Raw genomic sequence first — 20769 nt, forward strand, 5'->3', positions numbered from 1 at the left:
CCACAGCGACCGGTCGACTATTCCTATTGTTAGCCGGCAAGATCAGGATCTGAGAACACCGCCGGTGAATTTTGTCACGCTGGCGACGATCTTCTGCGTCAGCGCCTCGAAATCCTCATCCGTCAACGTGCGCTCGGCCGGCTGGATCTGAACCTCGATCGCCACCGACTTCTTGCCTTCGCCGACCGACGCGCCTTCGAAAACGTCGAAGACATTGACGCCGGTGACCAGCTTGCGGTCGGCGCCGGTCGCGGCCTTGATGACGGCGCCTGCTTCCACCGTCTTGTCGACGACGAAGGCGAAGTCGCGCTTGACCGCCTGGAAAGGCGAAAGATCGAGCGCCGGCTTGGTGCGGGTCGCCTTCTTCTTCGGCTCGGCCATGGCATCGAGATAGACCTCGAAGCCGCAGAGGGCGCCGGAGACATCAAGCGCTTCCAGCGTCAGCGGATGGAATTCACCGAAATAGCCGAGCACGACTTTCGGCCCCATCTTGATCGTGCCGGAGCGGCCGGGATGATACCATTCCGGCCCGCCCTGCTCGATCTGGATGTTGCCCATCGGCAGGCCGCAGGCTTCGATGACGGCGAGCGCATCGGCCTTGGCGTCGAAGACGTCGACCGGTTTGCCGCCGCCCTTGGCGGCGTTCGACCAGGCGCGGCCGGCGCCGACAAGCGAAGCCGTGCCGCGGCGGATGCCGCCCGCAACGCGGCGCTGACCTTCCGGCCGGTCGTTCTCATAGGTGCCGGAGACCTCGAAGATGGCGACGTCGGCATAACCCTTGTCGGCATTGCGCTGGGCTGCGGTCAGCAGGCCCGGCAGCAGCGAGGGGCGCATGTCCGACATTTCGGCGGCAATCGGGTTGGCAAGCTTGAGGGCGGGCGAACCGCCGCCGAAGAGCTTGGCCTGATCTTCCGGAATGAAGGACCAGGTGACGGCTTCGAGCATGCCGCGCGACGCAAGCGCCCGCTTGGCGAGACGCGTGCGGATCTGCAGCGTCGTCAGGATCTTGCCGTTGACGACCGCATGGCTTTCGAGCGGCGCCGGTTTGATATTGTCGACGCCGTGGATGCGCATGACCTCCTCGACGAGATCGGCCTTCCCGTCGACATCGGGACGCCAGGAAGGAACGGCAACGGAGACACGCTCGCCGGAACCGGAGACCGTGAAGCCGAGGCGGGTCAGAATGCTGTTGCTTTCCTCATCCGAGACGTCGAGCCCCGTCAGACGCTTGACTTCGGAATAAGGGAAATCGACGATGTTTGCTTCGTAACCCTGATAGCCGACGACCTCGGCTCTGGCGGCCGTGCCGCCGCAAAGCTCCAGCACCAGTTCCGTCGTGCGTTCGAGACCAGGCACCATATAGTCCGGATCGACGCCGCGCTCGAAGCGGTACCGGGCATCGGTGATGATGCCGAGGCTGCGGCCGGATTTGGCGATGTTCATCGGGTCCCAGAGGGCCGATTCGATCAGCACGTCGACGGTGTTTTCGTCGCAGCCGGAATGTTCGCCGCCCATGATGCCGCCGATCGATTCGATGCCGTCTTCATCGGCGATGACGACATTGTTCGGGCCGAGCTTGTATTCGCGCTGGTCGAGCGCCAGCACGGTCTCGCCCTCCGTGGCGCGGCGGACGGTGAGGTTGCCCTTGACCTTAGCAGCGTCGAAGACGTGCATCGGCCGGCCTTGATCGAAGGTCATGTAATTTGTGATATCGACCAGCGCATTGATCGGGCGCAGGCCAATGGCGGTCAGCCGCTGCTGCATCCAGCGCGGGCTCGGGCCATTGCTGACGCCACGCACCAGACGGAGCGAAAAGCCGGGGCAGAGTTTCGGATCGTCGAGATCGAGCGTCAGCTTGACCGGCGTTTCGCCTTCGACGGCGAAGGACGGCGCAGGCCGGTGCTTCAACGTACCGAGTCCGGAGGCGGCGAGATCGCGGGCGATGCCGTGGACCGAGGTGCAGTCCGGACGGTTCGGCGTCAGGTTGATCTCAATGACCGGGTCGTCGAGATGCGCATAGGCGGCATAACTCTTTCCGACCGGCGCATCTTCCGGCAGATCGATGATGCCGTCATGGCTGTCGGAGATCTGCAACTCCTTTTCGGAGCACATCATGCCGTGGCTTTCGACGCCGCGGATATTGCCGACGGCAAGCGTCACGTCGATGCCGGGAACATAGGTCCCGGGAGCAGCAAAGGCGCCGACGAGGCCGGCGCGTGCATTCGGGGCGCCGCAGACGACCTGGACCGGCGCGCCGGCGCCCGTATCAACCATCAGCACCTTCAGGCGATCGGCCTGCGGATGTTTTTCCGCCGAGACAACTCTGGCGATGACGAAGGGCTTGAACGCCGCCTTGTCGTCGACATCCTCGACCTCCAGTCCGATCTGGGTGAGCCGCGTGCAGATTTCGTCGAGGCCGGCATCCGTTTCCAGATGCTCTTTCAGCCAGGAGAGCGTGAATTTCATCGTCCCAATTCTCCGTTCAAGCGCTGAGGCCGCCGAACAGCGTCGGCATGTCGAGCGGGCGGAAGCCGTAATGCGTCATCCAGCGGACGTCGGCGTTGAAGAAATCGCGCAGGTCGGGCATGCCGTATTTCAGCATGGCGATGCGGTCGAGGCCCATGCCCCAGGCAAAACCCTGATATTCGTCCGGATCGAGCCCGCCATAACGCAGCACGTTCGGATGGACCATGCCGCAGCCGAGGATCTCCATCCAGTCGGTGCCTTCGCCGAACTTGACGATCGGGCCGGAGCGATCGCACTGGATATCGACCTCGAAAGAGGGCTCGGTGAAAGGGAAAAACGACGGGCGGAAACGCATCGTCACGCTGTCGACCTCGAAGAAGGTCTTGCAGAATTCCTCGAGCACCCAGCGGATGTTGGCAACATTGGCTTTCTTGTCGATGACCAGGCCTTCGACCTGGTGGAACATCGGCGAATGCGTAGCGTCGCTGTCCTGGCGATAGGTCTTGCCGGGAATGATGATGCGGATCGGCGGCTTCTGCGCTTCCATGGTGCGCACCTGCACAGGCGAGGTATGGGTGCGCAGCACCTTGCGCTCGCCATTCTCGTCCGGATGGAAGAAGAACGTGTCGTGCATCTCGCGGGCCGGATGGCCTTCGGGGAAATTCAGCGCGGTGAAATTGTAATAATCCGTCTCGATATCGGGACCTTCGGCGATCGAGAAGCCCATGTCGGCGAAGATCGCGGTGATCTCATCGACGATCTGGCTGATCGGATGGATGCGGCCGCGCTCGGCCGGCGAAGAGCGCACCGGCAGGCTGACATCGACCGTTTCGGCCTTCAGCCGCGCATTGACCGCCGCCATTTTCAGCACGGACTTACGTTCGGCAATGGCGTCCGTCACTTCGTTCTTCAGGGCGTTGATCGCAGCACCCCGGGTCTGGCGCTCTTCCGGCGTCATGGCGCCGAGCGTCTTCAACAGTTCGGAAACGGAGCCCTTCTTGCCGAGCGCGGATACGCGCACGGCTTCCAGGGCCGCCTCGTCACCCGCAGCAGCAATTTCGGCAAGCAAAGAGGATTTAAGCTGGTCGATATCTGACATTGTCTTCTTTCCGTCCAGATCAGGCGGCGTTCGAACGGCAGGCTGGAGAGGCCGGCGCAGGGATATAAAGAAAGAAAAACCCGCGCTAGCCCAAACCAGCGCGGGTTTCCCAAAATCATAAATTCAAAGCTTGGGAAGCGCTGGTTACTTGACCGCGCCTTCAAACTCGTTGGCCGTACCGGCTTCCTTGAGGTACTCAAGAGCCTTCTTGGCAGCATTGACGAGCGCGCCGAATGCTTCCGGCTCGTGGATCGCCATGTCGGAGAGAACCTTGCGGTCGACTTCGATGCCGGCCTTGTTCAGGCCGTCGATGAAGCGGCCATAGGTCAGGCCGAATTCGCGGACAGCGGCGTTGATGCGCTGGATCCAGAGCGCACGGAAGTTGCGCTTGTTGACCTTGCGGTCGCGGTAAGCGTACTGCTTCGAACGATCGACAGCAGCCTTGGCGGTGCGGATGGTGTTCTTGCGGCGGCCGTAAAAGCCCTTGGCGGCCTTCAGAACCTTCTTATGCTTGGCGTGGGCGGTGACGCCTCTTTTTACACGTGCCATATCATGATCTCCTTAAATCTAGCGTTCGCGGACGAGTCTCAGAGACCGTTCGGCAGGTAATTCTTGATAACCTTGCGGCCATCCGGTTCTGCGAGAACCATGGTGCCACGTGCATCGCGAATGAACTTGTTGGTACGCTTGATCATGCCATGGCGTTTGCCGGCAGCGGCAGCCTTGACCTTGCCGGTTGCGGTGATCTTGAACCGCTTCTTGGCAGAGGACTTCGTCTTCATCTTGGGCATTTTGCTACTCCTTCTGTCCTCCCTGCGCGCTTCATCAAAAAAGCCCTTCTCGCGAAGTCCGGTTCTCCGGCCGTCGCAACAAGGTGCGGGAGCGTTTGTTGTTGATCTGCGGCTTCGGCGACGAACCGTTCCGCAAGCATTCGAAACTGCCACGGCATGCCCTGCCGGTCAGTTCGGACGCGCGCTTATAACCGCAGCGTCCTGAAAGTGCAACGGGGCTGCGGAGGAATCTTCGCACGCTCGTAAGCACCAGTGTTAGAAAGCACAAAAGCCGCCCTTGCGGACGGCCTTGGGGCGAAAAAGTGCCTGGCGCTTACTTCGGCGCCAGCACCATCATCATCTGGCGGCCTTCGAGCTTGGGCTCGGCTTCGACCTTGGCGAACTCGGTCGTATCGGCCTTGACCTGCTGCAGCAGCTTCATGCCAAGCTCCTGGTGGGCCATTTCGCGGCCGCGGAACTTCAGCGTTACCTTGACCTTGTCGCCTTCGTCGAAGAAGCGACCCATCGCCTTCATCTTCACCTCATAATCATGGGTGTCGATATTGGGGCGCATCTTGATTTCTTTGACTTCGACGATCTTCTGTTTCTTGCGCGCCTCGGCAGCCTTCTTCTGGTTGGCATATTTCAGCTTGCCCAGATCGAGGATCTTGCACACAGGCGGTTCGACATTGGGGGAAATTTCGACGAGATCGAGGCCGGCTTCCTCAGCCATTCTCAAGGCCTGGTCGGTAGGCACGACGCCCATATTCTCGCCGTCAGCCCCGATCAGCTGAACTTTGGGAATGCGGATTTCACGGTTCGAGCGCGGTCCGTCCTTCACGGGCGCGTCGGTTTTAAAAGGTCTGCGAATGGTCGTATTCTCCTCGCGTTGTTTCGGAACGTTGCAGCCTCGCGCTCCCATATCGGGGTGCACAAACGTGTCGCGTCATCGCTGCAACGGAGTCAATATCATCCTTTAGCGGAAAAATCACCCGCTGTCAGCCTGCCAAGAATCTGTTTTATAGACCAAAATAACAGGAGTTTCGCCGATGTTCGATCAGATGCCCAATGCCCAGCCGCAGTTCCTGACGGTCGGCGAGGGCGAGGCGGCGCGTGAGATCGCCATGCTGGTGCGCCGGGCGCGGGCCGGCAACAGCGCCCCGGCGCTCGTCTGGCTGTCCGGCTACCGTTCCGACATGAGCGGCACCAAGGCGGTGGAACTCGACGGGCTGGCGGCCGAACTCGGGCTTGCGTGCATCCGCCTCGACTATTCCGGCCACGGACTTTCCGGCGGCAGCTTCAGCGACGGCACGATCTCACGCTGGCTTGAGGAGGCGCTGGCCGTCATCCGTCATGTCGCCCCGGAACGGGTAATCCTCGTCGGCTCCTCGATGGGCGGCTGGATCGCGCTCCGCCTGGCGCAGGAGCTTGCGCGGCAGGGCGGCCCGAAGTTCGAAGGTCCAAAACTCGAAGGCCCAAAACTCGAGGGGATGGTGCTGATTGCGCCCGCACCCGATTTCACCTCTGAGCTGATCGAGCCGAACCTCAAGGCCAAGGAGCGCAAATCGCTTGCCGAGCGCGGCTATTTCGAAGAACGGTCGCAATATAGTCCCGAGCCGAACATCTATACCAGGGCGCTGATCGAGGACGGCCGCCAAAACCGGGTGCTCGACGGCATCATCGAAACGGGCTGCCCGGTGCATATCCTCCAGGGTATGAAAGACGCCGACGTGCCGCATGCGCATGCGATGAAGCTCGTCGAACATCTTCCCGCCGACGACGTGGTGCTGACCTTCATCCGCGACGGCGACCACCGCCTTTCCCGCCCCAGCGATATCGCGCTTCTGCTCAGCGCCGTGAAAGGCATCATCCGTTCATCGACGAGCAGGCAGATGCCCGTTTAGACGGCACCGGCCAAGAAACTCCCCCGACGCAAGTGCCCAACCCGTTGCATTTTAACCATGTCGGCGAGTCGCAAGGTGCTCCCAAGAAGTAACGATTGACTCTTCTTGGCCCTCTCCATTAACACTTTGTTAATAAATAAGGGGCGATGCGAGGAAGAGCGGGCGTGCGGATGAAGGGTATTTTTGTGGCCATGATGGCCATGTTTGCGATGGCGACGGCCGCCATACCGGCCCCCAGCAGAAATGCTTCAATGGTCACGGGCAATGCCACATCCCAGCCGATCGGACACTATGATTTCTGTCAGATTCACCGCAGCGAATGCGGGGCAAACCGCAATTCCGGCCCGGTCGAGATGACCCCGGCAAAGTGGTCGCTGGTGCGTTCGGTCAACGCCACGGTCAACCGCACGATCACACCGATGACCGACAAGGAAATATACGGCAAGGATGAAGTCTGGGCCTATCCGACCACTGCCGGCGACTGCGAGGATTTCGCGCTGCTGAAGCGCCGCATGCTGATCCAGCGCGGCTTTTCGGCCGCCGATCTGCTGATGACCGTCGTGCGCAAGCCCGACGGTGAAGGCCATGCCGTGCTGACGCTGCGCACCGCCGAGGGCGACTTCGTGCTCGACAACCTCGCTTCCGACGTTAAGCCGTGGTTTGGGACGCCCTATTCCTTCGTCAAGCGCCAGTCGAGCTACAATTCCGGCCGCTGGGTCACCATCGAGAACGGCCGCGACGTTCTGGTCGGCGCACTGCGTTAAGAGTTTTGGGGGGCGTGGGAAAAGGCCGGCGAAAGCCGGCCTTTTGCTTTTTGGGTGGACGGTGTCTTTTTCTATGCCGGAGAACTGTGGTGTTTGCCGCTACCTGCCTTTCGCTACGCTCAAGGCGTTCGTCGCTTGCGCTCCTCACCCCCTCATCTGCCCTGACGGGCATCATTCCTGCATCAAAGGTCTCAAGAGGATCGAGACGGTGCCGCGAGTCCCTTCTCCCCAGCGGGGAGAAGATGCCGGCAGGCAGATGAGGGGGGAGCGGCAAAGCCGCGAATGCACGGAGCGCAAGCGAAGGGCAAGGATGCTGGCGGGCCCTCTCTCCAGCCCGGCGCGGGGCGCCTCACGATAAGGGCCGATTGTTGTGCCTGCGGCGGTGATATAAAATCGTCGTGGGGTTTGCGGCACTGTAAATGGGTTGCGTTTGCCGCACCGTCTCCCGGCCCTCCGAATGGCTCCGGGCGTTCGCTGCTGCAATCGATTCACGGATCGATTGCTCGGGCTGCGCCCGACCGCAGCTCACCCATTCCCAATCAGGATCCCCGCGCCGAGCACCAGGCCGCCACCGAGGACCACCTGGAAGGCGGCGCGCAGGAATGGCGTTTCCATGTAGCGGTTCTGGATGAAGGCGATGGCCCAGAGTTCGAAGAAGACAACGACGGCAGCGGTGATTGTCGCCGTCCAGAAATGCGGGATCAGATAGGGCAGTGCGTGGCCGAGACCGCCGAGCGCCGTCATGATGCCGCAGGCAAGGCCGCGCTTGACCGGCGAGCCTCTGCCGGAGATCTTGCCGTCGTCATGTGCGGCTTCGGTGAAGCCCATCGAAATGCCGGCGCCAACGGAAGCTGAAAGGCCGACGAGGAAGGTCTGCCAGGTATCCTGCGTGGCGAAGGCGGCGGCGAAAATCGGCGCCAGCGTCGAGACCGAGCCGTCCATCAGCCCGGCAAGGCCCGGCTGCACATAGGTCAGCACGAATTGCCGATGCACCGTCGCGTCCTCGTCATGCTTGACATCTTCAGGCGTGTGTTTGTCGCCCAGCATGCGGGCGATGTCCTCGTGCCCCTGCTCGGCAAGAGCGAGATCGCCGAGAAGCTCGCGCGTCGAGGCATCCGAGGTGCGTTTTGCCGCCTCGACGTAGAAACGATAAGCCTGCTCTTCCATCGCCTCGGTTTCGCGGCGCATCGCCTCCAGGGTAAGATTTGCCCTGAGCCAGTCTGGCTTGCGCTCGTAGAAGCCCTCTACATGCTCGCGCCGGATCAGCGGAATGCGCTCGCCGAAACGCTGGCGATGGATTTCGAACAGCGACTTGCGATGCGTGTCCTCGACCTCGGCCATATCTTCGAAGACTTTGGCCGAGGCCGGAAATTCGCCGCGTAGCCTGTCGGCATAGGCGAGATAGATGCGGGCATCGTCTTCCTCGGAGGCGATCGCGAGAGCGAGAATCTCCTGCTCGGACAGCGATTCGAACGATCGTTTCGAGGATCTGAAAAACCGCGCCAACATGACTTTCTCCAAATTTAGAATTATTCTAAATCTAAAGAAGGAGGGGATGAGGGTCAAGAGCGTGCGAAGGCCGGCTGACAGATTGCCGCAAGCGGGCACGAACGCCTTTGGCTCGCTGTCGTAAACACCTATATGAGTGCTGCCGCATCACGCGGCGCCGGGGTTTATGATGGACAATGAGATTCAAGGGCGCCCTGCCCATGTCGCGGCGATCCGCGAAAGGGCGGAGGCCGAGATGCTGGAAATGGGTGTCAACGAGGCCTTCATCGGCAGGCTGGTCGAGACTTTTTACGCCCGCGTGCTTGCTCATCCCGATCTCGGCCCGGTGTTCGACGCCCGGCTCTCCGGCCGCTGGCCGGCGCATATGGAGAAGATGAAAAGCTTCTGGTCGGCGGTCGCTTTCCGCAGCGGCGCCTATGGCGGCAAGCCGGTACAGGCGCATACCGGCGTCCAGAACCTGACGCCAGATCTCTTTCCGAAATGGCTGTCGCTGTTTGCCGCAACCCTCGACGATATCGCGCCAACACCGGAGGCAAAGGCCTGGTTCATGGCGACGGCCGAGCGGATCGCCAAAAGCCTGACGCTCTCGCTGTTCTACAATCCCGCCCTCGACGATCCCGCCAGAAAGATGGGCTGATCCCTTACTGCTTTGCGGAGAAGGTGGCGCCGGCGCTTGCTGCGACGACCAGCGCCGTTCCCGCCATCTGCAGAAGGGTCATGGGCTGTGTCAGAATGGCGAAGCCCGCAAGAGCCGCAATGGCCGGCTCGAGGCTCATGAGGATGCCGAACGAAGTTGTCGGCATGCGCCGCAGGGCAATCAGCTCCAGCGTGTAGGGCAGCAGCGGCACGAGAACGGCAAGGCCCGCCATTTCGATCAGGCCATAGCTATCGAGCGCCGGCACGGCGCCTGCGAAGCCGAAGGGCGTGGCGACGACAGCGGCGACCATCAGCGACATGGAAAGCCCTTCCAGCCCCTTGAAGCTTGCGCCGATCTTCTTGGTGAGCACGATGTAGATCGCCCAACCCGTTCCCGCGCCGCAGGCAAAGAGAATGCCCTGGATATTCCCAACCCAGCCTTCACCATCATGGGCAAGAGCCAGAACGCCGAGCGCGGCAATGAACGGCCAGACGAGGCGCCGGCTGAGGCCATAGCCGATGGTCGCGACCGAAAGCGGGCCGAGAAAATCGATCGCTACGGCAAGACCGAGCGGTATGCGCTCGATCGCCGCGAAAAAACTCATCGTCATCAGCGCCGTCGTCGTGCCGAGAACCAGAGCACTTGTCCATTGCTCTCTCGTATAGCTGAATATGCGCGGACGCACGGCGACGGCTAGAATGAGAGCGGCAAAGGCAAGGCGCAGCCAGCTGGCGCCGGCAGGTCCATAGGCGGCGATGGCGGAGGAGGAAAGTGCCGCGCCGAACTGGATCGAGGACATAGACATCAGGCACATCAGCGCGCCAGCTGCCAGGCCGCCGGATGCTGCGGGCGCTTTCATTGCCAGCACGCCGGAACCGTCACTCGTTCTGTCTTCCATGTGCATCTCCGCTTCAGCGCTGTTCATACGGAGGCGACTTGAAACCGGCAAATTCAAACTTCTGATGCAGGCAGCAAAAGACCTGATGCATCAAAGGCGGCCGGAGAGGATGACCTCTTCGGCATCTTCGAAGCTCATATCGAAGACCTTCTTGCCTATCTCGAAGCTGAAGCCATTGCGGGCAAAAGCGGAGAGCTCCTTCGCCTTTCGCTTGTCGTCGAGCTCGACCCGGCGGAAGGGGCCGAAGGCGCGCTTGCGAGCGAATATCGCTGCGGCATAAAGATCGTCCGCGTCCGCAAGTGCCGCCTCGACCCTGTCGCCGGAGACGCCCTTGGCTGTCAGCTTCTGGGCAATCGCGCGTTTCGATTTGCCGCCGCGAACGGCCGAGCGCGTGCTGATCTCGGCATAGGCGCTATCGTCGAGCACCTTGTTGTCATAGGCAAATTTGACGGCGAAATCGGCAACCGCCTTGAGCTGTGCGGCACTGATATCCTCGAACTTCTCCTTGGCCTTGCGGGTGATGGCGTCGAAGAGCTGCTTTTCCGTCATCATCCGCCGCTCAAGGCGATAGATGGCGGAGTTGCGCGCCCAGCTCAGCATGCGCGGTGTCGGGATATCGGATGGACCAGTCTCGTCGTTCATATCAAGCGATCAGGCTTCAAGACCCTTGAGAACATTGGCGACGTTGAGGCCGATTTCCGGCACGCCGTAGCCGCCCTCCATGCAGACGAGCACCGGCAGGCCGGCTGAAGCGATCAGCGCACCCATGCGGGTGAAATCGTCGGAGGTCAGGCTGAAGAAGGAGATCGGGTCGCGCTCGAAAGTATCGACCCCGAGCGCGACGACGATCGCCTCGGCGCCAAAGGCCCTGATGCGGGCGAGCGCGTCGGCAAGCGCCGAAGACCAGACATTCCAGGGCGTGCCCGGCGGCATCGGATAGTTGCGGTTGGCGCCGGTGCCCGCCCCCTCGCCCTCCTCGTCGGCATGGCCGAGGAAATAGGGAAAGGCCTGCATCGGATCGCCGTGCAGCGAGGCGGTGAAGACATCGCCTCTATGATAGAAGATATCCTGCGTGCCGTTGCCATGGTGGAAATCGACATCGAGCACGGCGACCTTTTTCGCGCCGCGATCGAGCAGCCGCCGCGCCGCCACAGCCGCATTGTTGATGAAGCAATAACCGCCGAAAAGATCGATGCCGGCATGATGGCCGGGCGGGCGGCAAAGCGCGAAGGCGAAACGATTGCCCTCACCCAGCCAGTCGGCGCCCGTCACCGCGCAGCGCATCGAGGCGATCGCCGCCTCGTAGGAACCCTTGGTGATCGAGGTGTCGGCGGCATTGGCGTAATGGCCGATCGCGCCGACGATATTGTCAGGCACTCGCTGGCTGGTGCGGCGCACCGGAAAGGAATTGGCAATCGCCTCGCCGGTGAAACCAGCTGCCACCCAGCGGTCCCAGACCGTGGCGAGAAAATCGAGATAGGCGGGATCATGCACCTTTTTGGCCGTTTCCAACCCTTGCGCCTCGGGCGCCACGACATCGGCAAAACCCGCCTCCTTGACCGCCGCCAGGATCCATTCGGCCCGGAACGGCGCCTCGAACGGCGTCACCAGCTGGCCGGCATAGAGTTCGGTTTTGGCATCGCGCAGCTTGTGGTCTTCGGAATAAATGACGCGCATTTCAGATCCTGCCGTTGATTGACGATCGAGATTTACACGGGGTTGCCGCGACAAAAAAGCGGCGAAGCGAGCTCTTGATCATCCAGAGCAATAGCGCCACCTTCGCTGTTTTGAGAACGAGGAAATTCTCCGCATGAAAGTGCTGATGGTCGATGTCGACGGTGTGCTCATTCATGGCCGGCCGGCTGACGGCCTGCCGCTCTTCACCTATCTTGAGCGCGATCTCGGGCTTCGCCTCGACCTGCTGCAGCGGGAATTCTTCCAGACGTGCTGGGCCGACATCATCGTTGGCCGTGAGCCGTTGGAGCCCAGCCTCGCCAAAGTACTGGAAAAGATCGCGCCGCATCTCAGCGCCGCGACGATGATCGATTACTGGTTCGAGAACGATTCCCGACTTGATCTCACTCTCCTGGAGGACCTCGCTGCTCTCCGGCAAAGCGGCGTCACGCTTTTTCTGGCGACAAATCAGGAGCACAGACGGGCGCGCCACCTGATGCAGCAGTTGGGTCTTAACGCTCATTTCGATGACATCCTCTATTCCGCAGCACTCGGACACCGCAAACCGTCACCGGATTTTTTCAGGCTGGCGACCGGGCGTGCCGGCGTCCAGCCCGGCGAGATCGGCTTCATCGACGATATTGAGGAAAATATCGAAGCGGCACGGCAGTTCGGCTGGAACGCGGCGCAATGGACAGCTGGGGCCAGGCTCCACGAGACGCTTTCCGCCTTCAGCCATCCGGAATGAGCCATCTGAGATGAGCCGGCCGGCGCATTCAGGCGAGCCGCTTGTAGAACAGCGTGGTGTCGCAGAAGCCGCCTTCCGGCCACAGCGCATAATCCGGGATGACGCCGACCCGCTGCCAGCCCAGGCGCGGATAGATCGCCTCGGCATCGCTGCCAGTCGCCGTGTCGAGCACCAGCAGGGTCTTGCCCCGCCGTGCCGCCTCGCGTTCGGCGGCCTCCATCAGCAACCGGGCGAGGCCGCGCCCGCGGGCGGAGCGATGCACCAGCAGCTTCTTCAGATCGCCGCGGTGCGGCTGATTCGGCATCTGCGCGGCCCCCACCTGCACCGTGCCGACGATCCGGCCTTCCAGTTTGGCGACCAGCAACAGATTGCCGCCGGTGGCGACGGCATCGGCGACATCGCGCCAATAGGGTTCGGCATCGTCTGGCCCATAGGGCTGCATGAAGCCGACGGAGGCGCCGCCGGCGACGCAATCTGCAAGCACTTGCGCAAGCCCCGGAATGGCGGCGCGCGCCTCCTCGGCGGAAAGGATGCAGATATCGGGCATGGTCTTCTCCTGAACTGAAGCTGTTAGCGGCCGCCGCGATCGAGCACGACGCAATAGCGTGCCGGCGTGTTGACGGGATTGTGGAAGACATGGCCTTCGCCGACCGGCATGAAGAGGCAATCGCCTGGGCGCAGCCGGTAGGCCACCTCGCCCGCCGTCATCTCCAACTCGCCGTCGAACAGCCAGATATGCTGGGTCATGCCATGGGAGGCCGCATGCGGGGGAAAGCTGACGCGGGCGCCAGCGGGGAATTCGACTTCGACGATATCGACGTCGGAGGCGGTGCCGGGTGCCGAGACCGACCGCCTGAGATAACCGGTCTCCGGATCGCGCCAGATCTGCTGCTCCTGCCGGCGGGCAAGCGGCGAGGCCTGCTCCCCCTCCTCCGCGAAGAAGGCAGACAATGACAGGCCGAGAGCGGCGCAAATCCTCGCCAGCAGCGAGGCGGTGGGGCTCGCCTCCGCCCGCTCGATGCGCGAAATCATCGCCCGGCTGACGCCGGAAGCCGTGGCGAGATCGTCAAGGGTCAATCCTTTGTCCAGCCGCAGCTTGCGGATACGGATGCCGATTGCCTGTTCCAGTTGCTCTTCCATATCCGATCCCTGATTCTACTATAAGAGAAATAAATGATCTGATGATGGAATCAAGCCTCGCAGGGGGCAAACCAACCTTGCTTTCGCCACAGCCTCGCAGATATATGGCAGCGCAATTGAGATTGGAGATAGTGATGGACGCCAGCACGCAGAGCATGGTACTGACGGGAAGCTTCACGGCCGCCGCCTGGGACAGGATCGCGCCCGTCATGGCCGAGATCGAGGTGCTGCCGCTTATCACGCGTCTTTCGGACGGCACGCTGCCGCCTGAGGTTTTCCGGCACTACATTCTCCAGGATGCGCTTTACCTCAAGCACTATGCACGCTGCCTGGCGATCGTCGCGGCCAAGGCGCCCGACAATGCGCAGGTGCTGCGTTTTCTCGGTTCGGCGCAGAAGGCGATCACCGTCGAGCAGGGCCTGCATGCCGGCTTCCTCACCCAGTTCGGCATCACTTCTGAAGACGTGACAACGGCCGAACCGTCGCCTGCCTGTTTCGCCTATACGAATTTCCTGCTCGCCACGGCCTATCACAGCTCTTATGCAGTCGCACTTTCCGCCATCCTTCCCTGCTTCTGGATCTACTGGCATGTCGGCGAGGCGATCAAGAGCCGGCCGGCGATCGAGGGCAATGCATTCCAGGCCTGGATCAACACCTATGGCGATCCGCAATTTGCCGCCGGCGCCCGCGAAGTGATCGCGCTGACCGATATCGCCGCCCGCGCTGCATCGCCGGTGGAGCGCGCCGAAATGATGGATGTCTTCGTTCGCGCCTCGCAATATGAATGGATGTTCTGGGATTCGGCCTGGCGGCTGGAGACCTGGCCGGTCTGACACGCCGCCGACCGGCCCGCAAAATAGCGTAAACAGCGGGATAATTACCGCTTTGCGGCAGGGGGCGGCGCTGCTATATGGCGCGCATGAGCACCAATTCGACCACTCCGCTATCCCATATCCGCAACTTTTCGATCGTGGCCCACATCGACCACGGCAAATCGACGCTGGCCGACCGCCTGATCCAGACGACGGGCGGCCTTGCCGAGCGCGAAATGTCCGAGCAGGTGCTCGACAATATGGATATCGAGCGCGAGCGCGGCATCACCATCAAGGCCCAGACCGTGCGCCTGCATTACCAGGCAGACAATGGCGAGAAATACATTCTCAACCTGATCGACACGCCCGGTCACGTCGACTTCGCCTATGAAGTCTCGCGTTCGCTGTCGGCCTGCGAGGGCTCGCTGCTCGTCGTCGACGCCAGCCAGGGCGTGGAAGCGCAGACGCTCGCCAATGTCTATCAGGCGATCGACAACAACCACGAGATCGTCACCGTCCTCAACAAGATCGACCTGCCGGCCGCCGAACCCGACCGTATCAAGGAACAGATCGAGGAAGTGATCGGCATCGACGCTTCGGAGGCCGTGCTGATTTCGGCGAAAACCGGCCTCGGCATTCCCGATGTTCTTGAGGCGATCGTCCACAAGCTGCCGGCGCCGAAGAGCCCGGGCGGCGACAAGGCGCCGCTGAAGGCGCTGCTCGTCGACAGCTGGTACGACACCTATCTCGGCGTCATGGTTCTCGTGCGCATCATCGACGGCGTGCTGACCAAGGGTCAGACCATTCGCATGATGGGCACGGATGCGAAATATCAGGTGGAGCGCGTCGGCGTGCTGACGCCGAAGATGGTCACCGTCGACAGCCTCGGCCCCGGCGAGATCGGCTTCATCACCGCTTCGATCAAGGAAGTGGCCGATACCCGCGTCGGCGACACGATCACCGAGGACAAGCGGCCGACCGCACAGGCGCTGCCGGGCTTCAAGCCGGCGCAGCCGGTGGTGTTCTGCGGCCTGTTCCCGGTCGATGCCGCCGATTTCGAGGATCTGCGCGCCGCCATGGGCAAGCTTCGCCTCAACGACGCCTCCTTCTCCTTCGAGATGGAATCCTCGGCCGCTCTCGGTTTCGGCTTCCGCTGCGGCTTCCTCGGCCTGCTGCATCTCGAGATCATCCAGGAACGGCTGGAGCGCGAGTTCGACCTCGACCTGATCGCCACCGCCCCGTCGGTGGTCTACAAGATGTTCATGACCGACGGCTCCGAGCGCGAGCTGCACAATCCGGCCGACATGCCCGACGTCGTGAAGATCTCGGAAATCCACGAACCGTGGATCCGCGCGACGATCCTGACCCCGGACGATTATCTCGGCGGCATTCTGAAACTTTGCCAGGATCGTCGCGGCATCCAGATCGAGCTCACCTATGTCGGCACACGCGCGATGCTGACCTACGACCTGCCGCTCAACGAAGTCGTGTTCGATTTCTATGACCGGTTGAAGTCGATCTCCAAGGGCTATGCCTCCTTCGACTATACGCTGACCGATCACCGCGAGGGCAACCTCGTGAAGATGTCGATCCTCGTCAATGGCGAGCCGGTCGACGCGCTGTCAATGATGGTGCACCGCACCGCCGCCGAAAAGCGCGGCCGCGACATGTGCGAGAAGCTCAAGGAGCTGATCCCGAAGCACATGTTCAAGATCCCGATCCAGGCGGCGATCGGCGGCAACGTCATTGCCCGCGAGACGATCTCGGCGCTGCGCAAGGACGTGACGGCGAAATGTTACGGCGGCGACGCTACCCGCAAGCGCAAGCTGCTCGACAAGCAGAAGGCCGGCAAGAAGCGCATGCGCCAGTTCGGCAAGGTGGAGATTCCGCAGGAAGCCTTCATCGCAGCGCTGAAGATGGGCGACGAATAACGCTTCTCAATGGCACCTTATGCGCATATGATCTGCGCATAAGGAGATCGTTATGGCACAGCAGGCAAGGAAAGCGGCAAACCTCTCTCTCGATGAGGGACTCGTATCGCAGGCGCGTGAGCTGAAGATCAACATATCCCGGGCGGCGGAAGATGGGATCGCGAAGGCCATAAAGGCGGAACGCGAACGGCTATGGCGTATCGAGAACGCGGAGGCAATTGCCGCCTCCAATGCCTATGTCGAAAAGCACGGCCTGCCGTTTCATAAATATCGACAGTTCTGATGGCTCGGTTTCATGTCTACAATTTGATCCATACGAATGCGCTTGCGCTTGATCTGCAGTCAGACCTGCATGGCGACCTCACGACGCGGATCATGGCGCCAATGCTTCCGCTGGAAGCTCTTCCCAAAATCATGCGTCAGCTCAACCCGCAATTCGTGATCAACGGCGTGCCATACGTTATGGCGACCCAATTTATCGGTGCGATTTCCGTTAAAGAGATAGGCGTCGCAGCCGCCGATCTCACGGCCGACAGCGATCGTATCATCAGCGCCCTGGACTTCCTCTTCCAAGGCTTCTGAGATCAACCTCGCGCCATATACTCCTTGACCAACCCCTCATAGGCCGCCATCTCCGGCAGTGCCGTGTAGCTGTGCACCGCGCCGGTCTCGGCAAAGGCCAGTTTCTCGCTCGTCCATGTCTCGATGAAGGGGGTGAACCAGCTGGGGTCATCGAGCATGGTCACGCGCAGGTTGACGAACCAGTCCATGCCTTCCGGGCGGGTGAACATCCAGCTCATGCAATGCGGGCAGAAATAATGTTTCGTCGTGCCGTGCAAGCCACCTATGACAGGCTCGCCCTTCGCCACTTCGAAACCTTCGCTGGGGATGGCGGCACTCAGCGAATAGGCGCTTGCTGTCATCCTCTGGCAGCCCGTGCAATGGCAAGCCATGGTCAGCAGCGGCGGCGCGCTGATCTTCAACCGCACCCGGCCGCAGCGGCAGCCGCCTTCCATGGGTAGGTTCTGTGCTGTCATGATAGTTCTCCCCTTTCGCCACCTGATCTAGCGGAGCCGGCGCCATTGTCGAGGGAGACGCGGCAGCCCGAGTTTCAGACGGCGTTTATCCGACGCGCCGGATTGCCGACCACGGTTGCGCCCGTCGGCACGTCTTTGGTCACAACGGCGCCAGCGCCGACGATCGCACGATCGCCGATCATCACTCCCCCGAGGATGATGGCGCCACCGCCGATCCAGACATCGCTGCCGATCGCAACCGGCCGGGCGATCTCGATACCGGCGCTGCGAAAGGCGGCATCCTTGTGATGTTCGGCGCAATAGATCTGCACGCCGGGGCCGAACATCGTGCGGTCGCCGACCGCCACGCGGCCGGAATCGAGGATAGTACAGCCGGCATTGAAATAGACGCGCTTGCCAAGGGTAATATTGATGCCGTAGGAGCAGTGAAACGGCGCTTCGATGAAGATATCGGGCGCCGCCCCAGCGAATAGCGCTCTGAGCGCCGGGGCGACAGCCCCGCGCTTATCCGGCGGCAGCGTGTTATGGGCGTGAACGGCACGGCGCGCCTGCTGGCGTAGGCCATCGAGTTCGTCGTCGAGGCAGCAATACCACTCACCCGCCGCCATCTTTTCATATTCGCTCGCCGGCATCGAGTCGCCTCTCAAACCGAGGCCTCGGACAATATTCCGATCTCTGCCGGTTCGATCAGGCTGACCCAGGCACGCGCGATGGCAAGGCCCGCGGCATCGGCGGCACCGCCATGTCTTGCCGCCAGTTCGGCATGGTTCTCTAGCCAGCCGGGAGCGATGCGCTCGATCGTATCGGGGAATTCCGCCTTCCATTGCTCAACGACTGCTCGGCCGGCCTCGAAATGGAACTGGGTGCCGTAGACGGCGCGACCGATGCGGAAGGCCTGGTTATCGGCGACCAGGCTCGTCGCCAGACGCACCGCACTTTCGGGAAGGGAAAACGTGTCGGCATGCCATTCGAAGATGGTGAATTCGCTGCCAAGCGCCGACAGTAGCGGATCGACCCGGCCCTCGGCGGTGACGCCGATCTTGTGCCAGCCGAATTCGCGGGCGGTGCCGAGATGATTGTCGGCGCCATAGGCGCGGGCGAGGATCTGGCTGCCGAGGCAGATGCCGAGCACGGCCTTGCCGGCATCACCGAAGGCACGCGAAAGCCGCACGAGCTCCGGCAGGTAAGGATGCGTCTCATCATCCAGCGCGCTCTGCTCGCCGCCGAGAACGACCAGCGCGTCATGGCCGACTATATCCCGCGGCAGGATGCCGTCCTGCCACACGCGGAACCACTCGATATGAGCTCCCGCCTCGTCGAGTGCCGTGGCAAGCGCGCCAAGACCGGTATTGCGCATATTTTCGACGACTGCGACTCGCATGGGCTCTCCCCGGTGTGACCGACGACGGAAGAGACCATGCCGGCGAACGACGCGCAAGATGCTTGCGCGCCATTGCGTGAGCACGCCGCAAGGGCTTAAATCCACGCGAATGAAAGGAAACACCATGACCGAAAAAGCCCGCGTCTCGATCCTCTACTGCACCCAGTGCAACTGGCTGCTGCGCGCCGCCTGGATGGCGCAGGAGCTGCTGCACACCTTTTCCGACAGCCTTGGCGAGGTGGCGCTGATCCCCGGCACCGGCGGCAATTTCGAGATCCGCGTCAATGGCGATTTGATCTGGGAGCGCAAGCGCGACAACGGCTTTCCCGGGCCGAAGGAGCTGAAGCAGCGGGTCCGCGACATTATCGAGCCCGGCCGCGATCTCGGCCATGTCGACCGCGCCTCGCTGGAAAGCTGACCGCAGCAGCCTCAGCGATAGGGCGAGCGGCAGACCCTGTAGACGCCTTCATAGGTGAGAAAATGATCCGTCCTCGGATTGTAGGAGCGGTATTCATTGGTGCACCAGGCGATATGCTTGTTCGGAGCGTTCGGCTGCACCCGGCGCACCGGCGGCGGGTCATAGGTCAGCTGCGGCCGCCCGGCAGCACCCGGCTGATAATAGGTCGGCCCCGTCGCGCCACGCGGCCGGTAATTCGGCTGGATATAAGCGGGGCGATGCCATTGCTGCGGCCCGAAACCGAAACAGCCGCGAAAATCGCACAGCGTCGATCCGGTGTTGAGCGGCCCGACCCCCGGCTTGCCCAGCTTCAGCGAATCAGCGCCGGCCACGGCTGGCGCGAAAACAGCAAGAAGACCGGCGAACAGAAGCGTGCGGGCAACGAGCATGAGGCATTCCTTTCGATATTTTCTCTATATAGGGCGTACCAAGAGAAGCGCTATGCCTGCCCTCCGGCCACTCCCTCGCATGTGATCAATTGTTTTTCGCCAACTGTCAGAAAAACTTCAAAAACCCGGTTGACAGTCAGGAGCCGCCCCCTTACATCGCTCTCCGTCGCCCAGATGGCGGAATTGGTAGACGCGCCAGCTTCAGGTGCTGGTACCCGAAAGGGTGTGGAGGTTCGAGTCCTCTTCTGGGCACCATTCCATTCTTGATCACTACCGGATCAAGAAGTTAAGCCTTTCCAAAATTTACGCATTTTGTGCCTGTGGAAAAGACCCGCGGCAAAGCGCTCAAGGCTTGTCTGCTCAATTTCAAGGACTTTCAAAATCCACATTGACGCGTATTCTCGGTCGCCGATAGCGGGCCGCCATCGACTGCCGGGGATCATAAAGCCGCCACGCCGTGCGGCAAAAAATCGGAAGCGTAAAGTCGCCGAAGCAACCCGCACTCCGCTCCAGCTTGATCTCGAGACCTAACCGTCCTCTCGGGACAAGTACTGGCGGCGATCGCCGGAACTCCCTATCATAATCAATATAGCGCTTCGTAATCCCGAAATTGGTTGCGGGCTTGAAATCATTCGACGTTTCCCGACGGCGACACCTCGCAAAACCCGGCGCATTTCGGGATCCCGAAGCGGCAGAATTTCGGGATTCCGAAGTGCGGTTTTTGCCCTGTCCGGAACGATCGGCCGCTTTGTTCGGATCGGCGGCGAACTGGGCGAATTTCGCAGGATAGATTTCGCGCCTTGTTTTCCAACAGCTCAGGTGCAGCCCTCAGCTGAAAGCTGACGTCGGCAACCTCGTTGCAACCGTCCTGTTGCGTAAGCGGCCTTGAGTCCGATTCTCCGAAACCATCAGGCAAGCCTCATGCCGACGATGCGTCGAGGAAGAATGTCGCTGAGATGATCGACTTTTGGGCGAGATCAGTGCGGGAACGCCGTTCGGATCGGAAAAACTTCGTTGCATTGCCGTCGTCCGTTCAATATTCAGTACACCGATTTCGCAAACCCTTGATCAATTGAATTCGGCGGTCTGCTGTCAAATAAGTGCATCGCCGGTTGGGTTTCGGACTACAGGAAATAAAGGGATATCACCCATG

General features: G+C 61.5%; 24 protein-coding genes and 1 tRNA gene. 10 read left to right on the top strand and 15 right to left on the bottom strand.

Features of this window, described 5'->3' with window-relative positions:
• Positions 1 to 42 precede the first annotated feature (42 nt).
• The 5 genes from pheT to infC all read right to left on the bottom strand — a co-directional run bounded on the left by pheT (position 43) and on the right by infC (position 5206).
• Positions 43 to 2466 carry a phenylalanine--tRNA ligase subunit beta gene (gene pheT, locus K6N12_RS12750; protein WP_097624551.1) on the bottom strand — a complete coding sequence of 808 codons (2424 nt, stop codon included), beginning with the start codon at positions 2464 to 2466 and terminating at the stop codon, positions 43 to 45.
• Between the two features lie 16 nt (positions 2467 to 2482).
• Positions 2483 to 3565 carry a phenylalanine--tRNA ligase subunit alpha gene (pheS, locus tag K6N12_RS12755; protein ID WP_097624550.1) on the bottom strand — a complete coding sequence of 361 codons (1083 nt, stop codon included), beginning with the start codon at positions 3563 to 3565 and terminating at the stop codon, positions 2483 to 2485.
• A 144-nt stretch (positions 3566 to 3709) separates the two neighbouring features.
• The gene (rplT, locus tag K6N12_RS12760; protein ID WP_003589162.1) at positions 3710 to 4114 is read right to left on the bottom strand and encodes a 50S ribosomal protein L20; all 405 of its coding nucleotides are present in this window, start codon (positions 4112 to 4114) and stop codon (positions 3710 to 3712) included.
• A 38-nt stretch (positions 4115 to 4152) separates the two neighbouring features.
• Positions 4153 to 4356, bottom strand: coding sequence for a 50S ribosomal protein L35 (gene rpmI / locus K6N12_RS12765; RefSeq protein WP_003570998.1), 204 nt, complete (start codon positions 4354 to 4356; stop codon positions 4153 to 4155).
• Between the two features lie 313 nt (positions 4357 to 4669).
• Complete coding sequence (infC, locus tag K6N12_RS12770) at positions 4670 to 5206, bottom strand: translation initiation factor IF-3 (RefSeq protein ID WP_012559640.1); 537 nt, start codon at positions 5204 to 5206, stop codon at positions 4670 to 4672.
• Between the two features lie 178 nt (positions 5207 to 5384).
• Here infC and K6N12_RS12775 point away from each other — a divergent pair, with 178 nt between their 5' ends.
• Both K6N12_RS12775 and K6N12_RS12780 read left to right on the top strand, forming a co-directional pair.
• On the top strand, positions 5385 to 6239 hold the full coding sequence (locus K6N12_RS12775; protein ID WP_097624549.1) for an alpha/beta hydrolase: 855 nt from the start codon (positions 5385 to 5387) through the stop codon (positions 6237 to 6239).
• A gap of 164 nt (positions 6240 to 6403) precedes the next feature.
• Positions 6404 to 7003, top strand: a complete 600-nt coding sequence (locus K6N12_RS12780) for a transglutaminase-like cysteine peptidase (protein WP_003589165.1) — start codon at positions 6404 to 6406, stop codon at positions 7001 to 7003.
• Between the two features lie 525 nt (positions 7004 to 7528).
• On the opposite strand, the gene mbfA is transcribed toward K6N12_RS12780, so the two are convergent.
• On the bottom strand, positions 7529 to 8512 hold the full coding sequence (gene mbfA / locus K6N12_RS12785; protein ID WP_097624548.1) for an iron exporter MbfA: 984 nt from the start codon (positions 8510 to 8512) through the stop codon (positions 7529 to 7531).
• Between the two features lie 169 nt (positions 8513 to 8681).
• Here mbfA and K6N12_RS12790 point away from each other — a divergent pair, with 169 nt between their 5' ends.
• The gene (locus K6N12_RS12790; protein ID WP_097624835.1) at positions 8682 to 9149 is read left to right on the top strand and encodes a group III truncated hemoglobin; all 468 of its coding nucleotides are present in this window, start codon (positions 8682 to 8684) and stop codon (positions 9147 to 9149) included.
• 4 nt (positions 9150 to 9153) lie between these two features.
• On the opposite strand, the gene K6N12_RS12795 is transcribed toward K6N12_RS12790, so the two are convergent.
• The 3 genes from K6N12_RS12795 to K6N12_RS12805 form a co-directional block, all read right to left on the bottom strand.
• Positions 9154 to 10047, bottom strand: coding sequence for an EamA family transporter (locus K6N12_RS12795; protein WP_131710692.1), 894 nt, complete (start codon positions 10045 to 10047; stop codon positions 9154 to 9156).
• 90 nt (positions 10048 to 10137) lie between these two features.
• Positions 10138 to 10689 (bottom strand): recombination regulator RecX, encoded by a 552-nt coding sequence (recX, locus tag K6N12_RS12800; protein ID WP_097624546.1) that lies wholly within the window; start codon positions 10687 to 10689, stop codon positions 10138 to 10140.
• A 9-nt stretch (positions 10690 to 10698) separates the two neighbouring features.
• Positions 10699 to 11724, bottom strand: coding sequence for a histone deacetylase family protein (locus tag K6N12_RS12805; RefSeq protein WP_097624545.1), 1026 nt, complete (start codon positions 11722 to 11724; stop codon positions 10699 to 10701).
• A 133-nt stretch (positions 11725 to 11857) separates the two neighbouring features.
• On the opposite strand from K6N12_RS12805, the gene K6N12_RS12810 reads away from it, so the two are divergent.
• A complete protein-coding gene (locus K6N12_RS12810; protein ID WP_097624544.1) occupies positions 11858 to 12469 on the top strand; it encodes an HAD family hydrolase in 612 nt (203 codons plus the stop codon).
• Between the two features lie 28 nt (positions 12470 to 12497).
• Here the strand turns inward: K6N12_RS12810 and K6N12_RS12815 are convergent, their stop codons facing one another.
• Both K6N12_RS12815 and K6N12_RS12820 read right to left on the bottom strand, forming a co-directional pair.
• Positions 12498 to 13016 (bottom strand): GNAT family N-acetyltransferase, encoded by a 519-nt coding sequence (locus K6N12_RS12815; RefSeq protein WP_097624543.1) that lies wholly within the window; start codon positions 13014 to 13016, stop codon positions 12498 to 12500.
• A gap of 23 nt (positions 13017 to 13039) precedes the next feature.
• A complete protein-coding gene (locus tag K6N12_RS12820; RefSeq protein ID WP_097624542.1) occupies positions 13040 to 13609 on the bottom strand; it encodes a helix-turn-helix domain-containing protein in 570 nt (189 codons plus the stop codon).
• 134 nt (positions 13610 to 13743) lie between these two features.
• Here K6N12_RS12820 and tenA point away from each other — a divergent pair, with 134 nt between their 5' ends.
• The 4 genes from tenA to K6N12_RS12840 all read left to right on the top strand — a co-directional run bounded on the left by tenA (position 13744) and on the right by K6N12_RS12840 (position 16934).
• Positions 13744 to 14442, top strand: a complete 699-nt coding sequence (gene tenA / locus K6N12_RS12825) for a thiaminase II (RefSeq protein ID WP_097624541.1) — start codon at positions 13744 to 13746, stop codon at positions 14440 to 14442.
• A gap of 77 nt (positions 14443 to 14519) precedes the next feature.
• Entirely contained in the window at positions 14520 to 16352 is a 1833-nt protein-coding gene (gene lepA / locus K6N12_RS12830) for a translation elongation factor 4 (protein WP_097624540.1), read from the top strand.
• A 52-nt stretch (positions 16353 to 16404) separates the two neighbouring features.
• Complete coding sequence (locus K6N12_RS12835) at positions 16405 to 16635, top strand: type II toxin-antitoxin system CcdA family antitoxin (protein ID WP_097624539.1); 231 nt, start codon at positions 16405 to 16407, stop codon at positions 16633 to 16635.
• Positions 16635 to 16934 (top strand): CcdB family protein, encoded by a 300-nt coding sequence (locus tag K6N12_RS12840; protein ID WP_097624538.1) that lies wholly within the window; start codon positions 16635 to 16637, stop codon positions 16932 to 16934. The genes K6N12_RS12835 and K6N12_RS12840 overlap by 1 nt, the downstream gene beginning before the upstream one ends.
• Positions 16935 to 16936: 2 nt before the next feature.
• On the opposite strand, the gene K6N12_RS12845 is transcribed toward K6N12_RS12840, so the two are convergent.
• From K6N12_RS12845 to K6N12_RS12855, 3 genes are all read right to left on the bottom strand, one after another.
• The gene (locus tag K6N12_RS12845; RefSeq protein WP_097624537.1) at positions 16937 to 17389 is read right to left on the bottom strand and encodes a GFA family protein; all 453 of its coding nucleotides are present in this window, start codon (positions 17387 to 17389) and stop codon (positions 16937 to 16939) included.
• Positions 17390 to 17463: 74 nt separating this feature from the next.
• Complete coding sequence (locus K6N12_RS12850; protein ID WP_131710693.1) at positions 17464 to 18021, bottom strand: sugar O-acetyltransferase; 558 nt, start codon at positions 18019 to 18021, stop codon at positions 17464 to 17466.
• 11 nt (positions 18022 to 18032) lie between these two features.
• On the bottom strand, positions 18033 to 18770 hold the full coding sequence (locus K6N12_RS12855) for a type 1 glutamine amidotransferase (RefSeq protein WP_097624535.1): 738 nt from the start codon (positions 18768 to 18770) through the stop codon (positions 18033 to 18035).
• 124 nt (positions 18771 to 18894) lie between these two features.
• On the opposite strand from K6N12_RS12855, the gene K6N12_RS12860 reads away from it, so the two are divergent.
• A complete protein-coding gene (locus K6N12_RS12860; RefSeq protein WP_097624534.1) occupies positions 18895 to 19188 on the top strand; it encodes an Rdx family protein in 294 nt (97 codons plus the stop codon).
• Between the two features lie 11 nt (positions 19189 to 19199).
• On the opposite strand, the gene K6N12_RS12865 is transcribed toward K6N12_RS12860, so the two are convergent.
• Positions 19200 to 19616, bottom strand: a complete 417-nt coding sequence (locus K6N12_RS12865) for a BA14K family protein (RefSeq protein WP_222148823.1) — start codon at positions 19614 to 19616, stop codon at positions 19200 to 19202.
• Positions 19617 to 19784: 168 nt separating this feature from the next.
• Here K6N12_RS12865 and K6N12_RS12870 point away from each other — a divergent pair.
• Positions 19785 to 19871: transfer RNA gene (locus K6N12_RS12870), tRNA-Leu, on the top strand.
• Positions 19872 to 20769 lie beyond the last annotated feature (898 nt).

Source organism: Rhizobium redzepovicii, from assembly GCF_019793435.1.
In the GTDB taxonomy this organism is placed as follows: domain Bacteria; phylum Pseudomonadota; class Alphaproteobacteria; order Rhizobiales; family Rhizobiaceae; genus Rhizobium; species Rhizobium redzepovicii.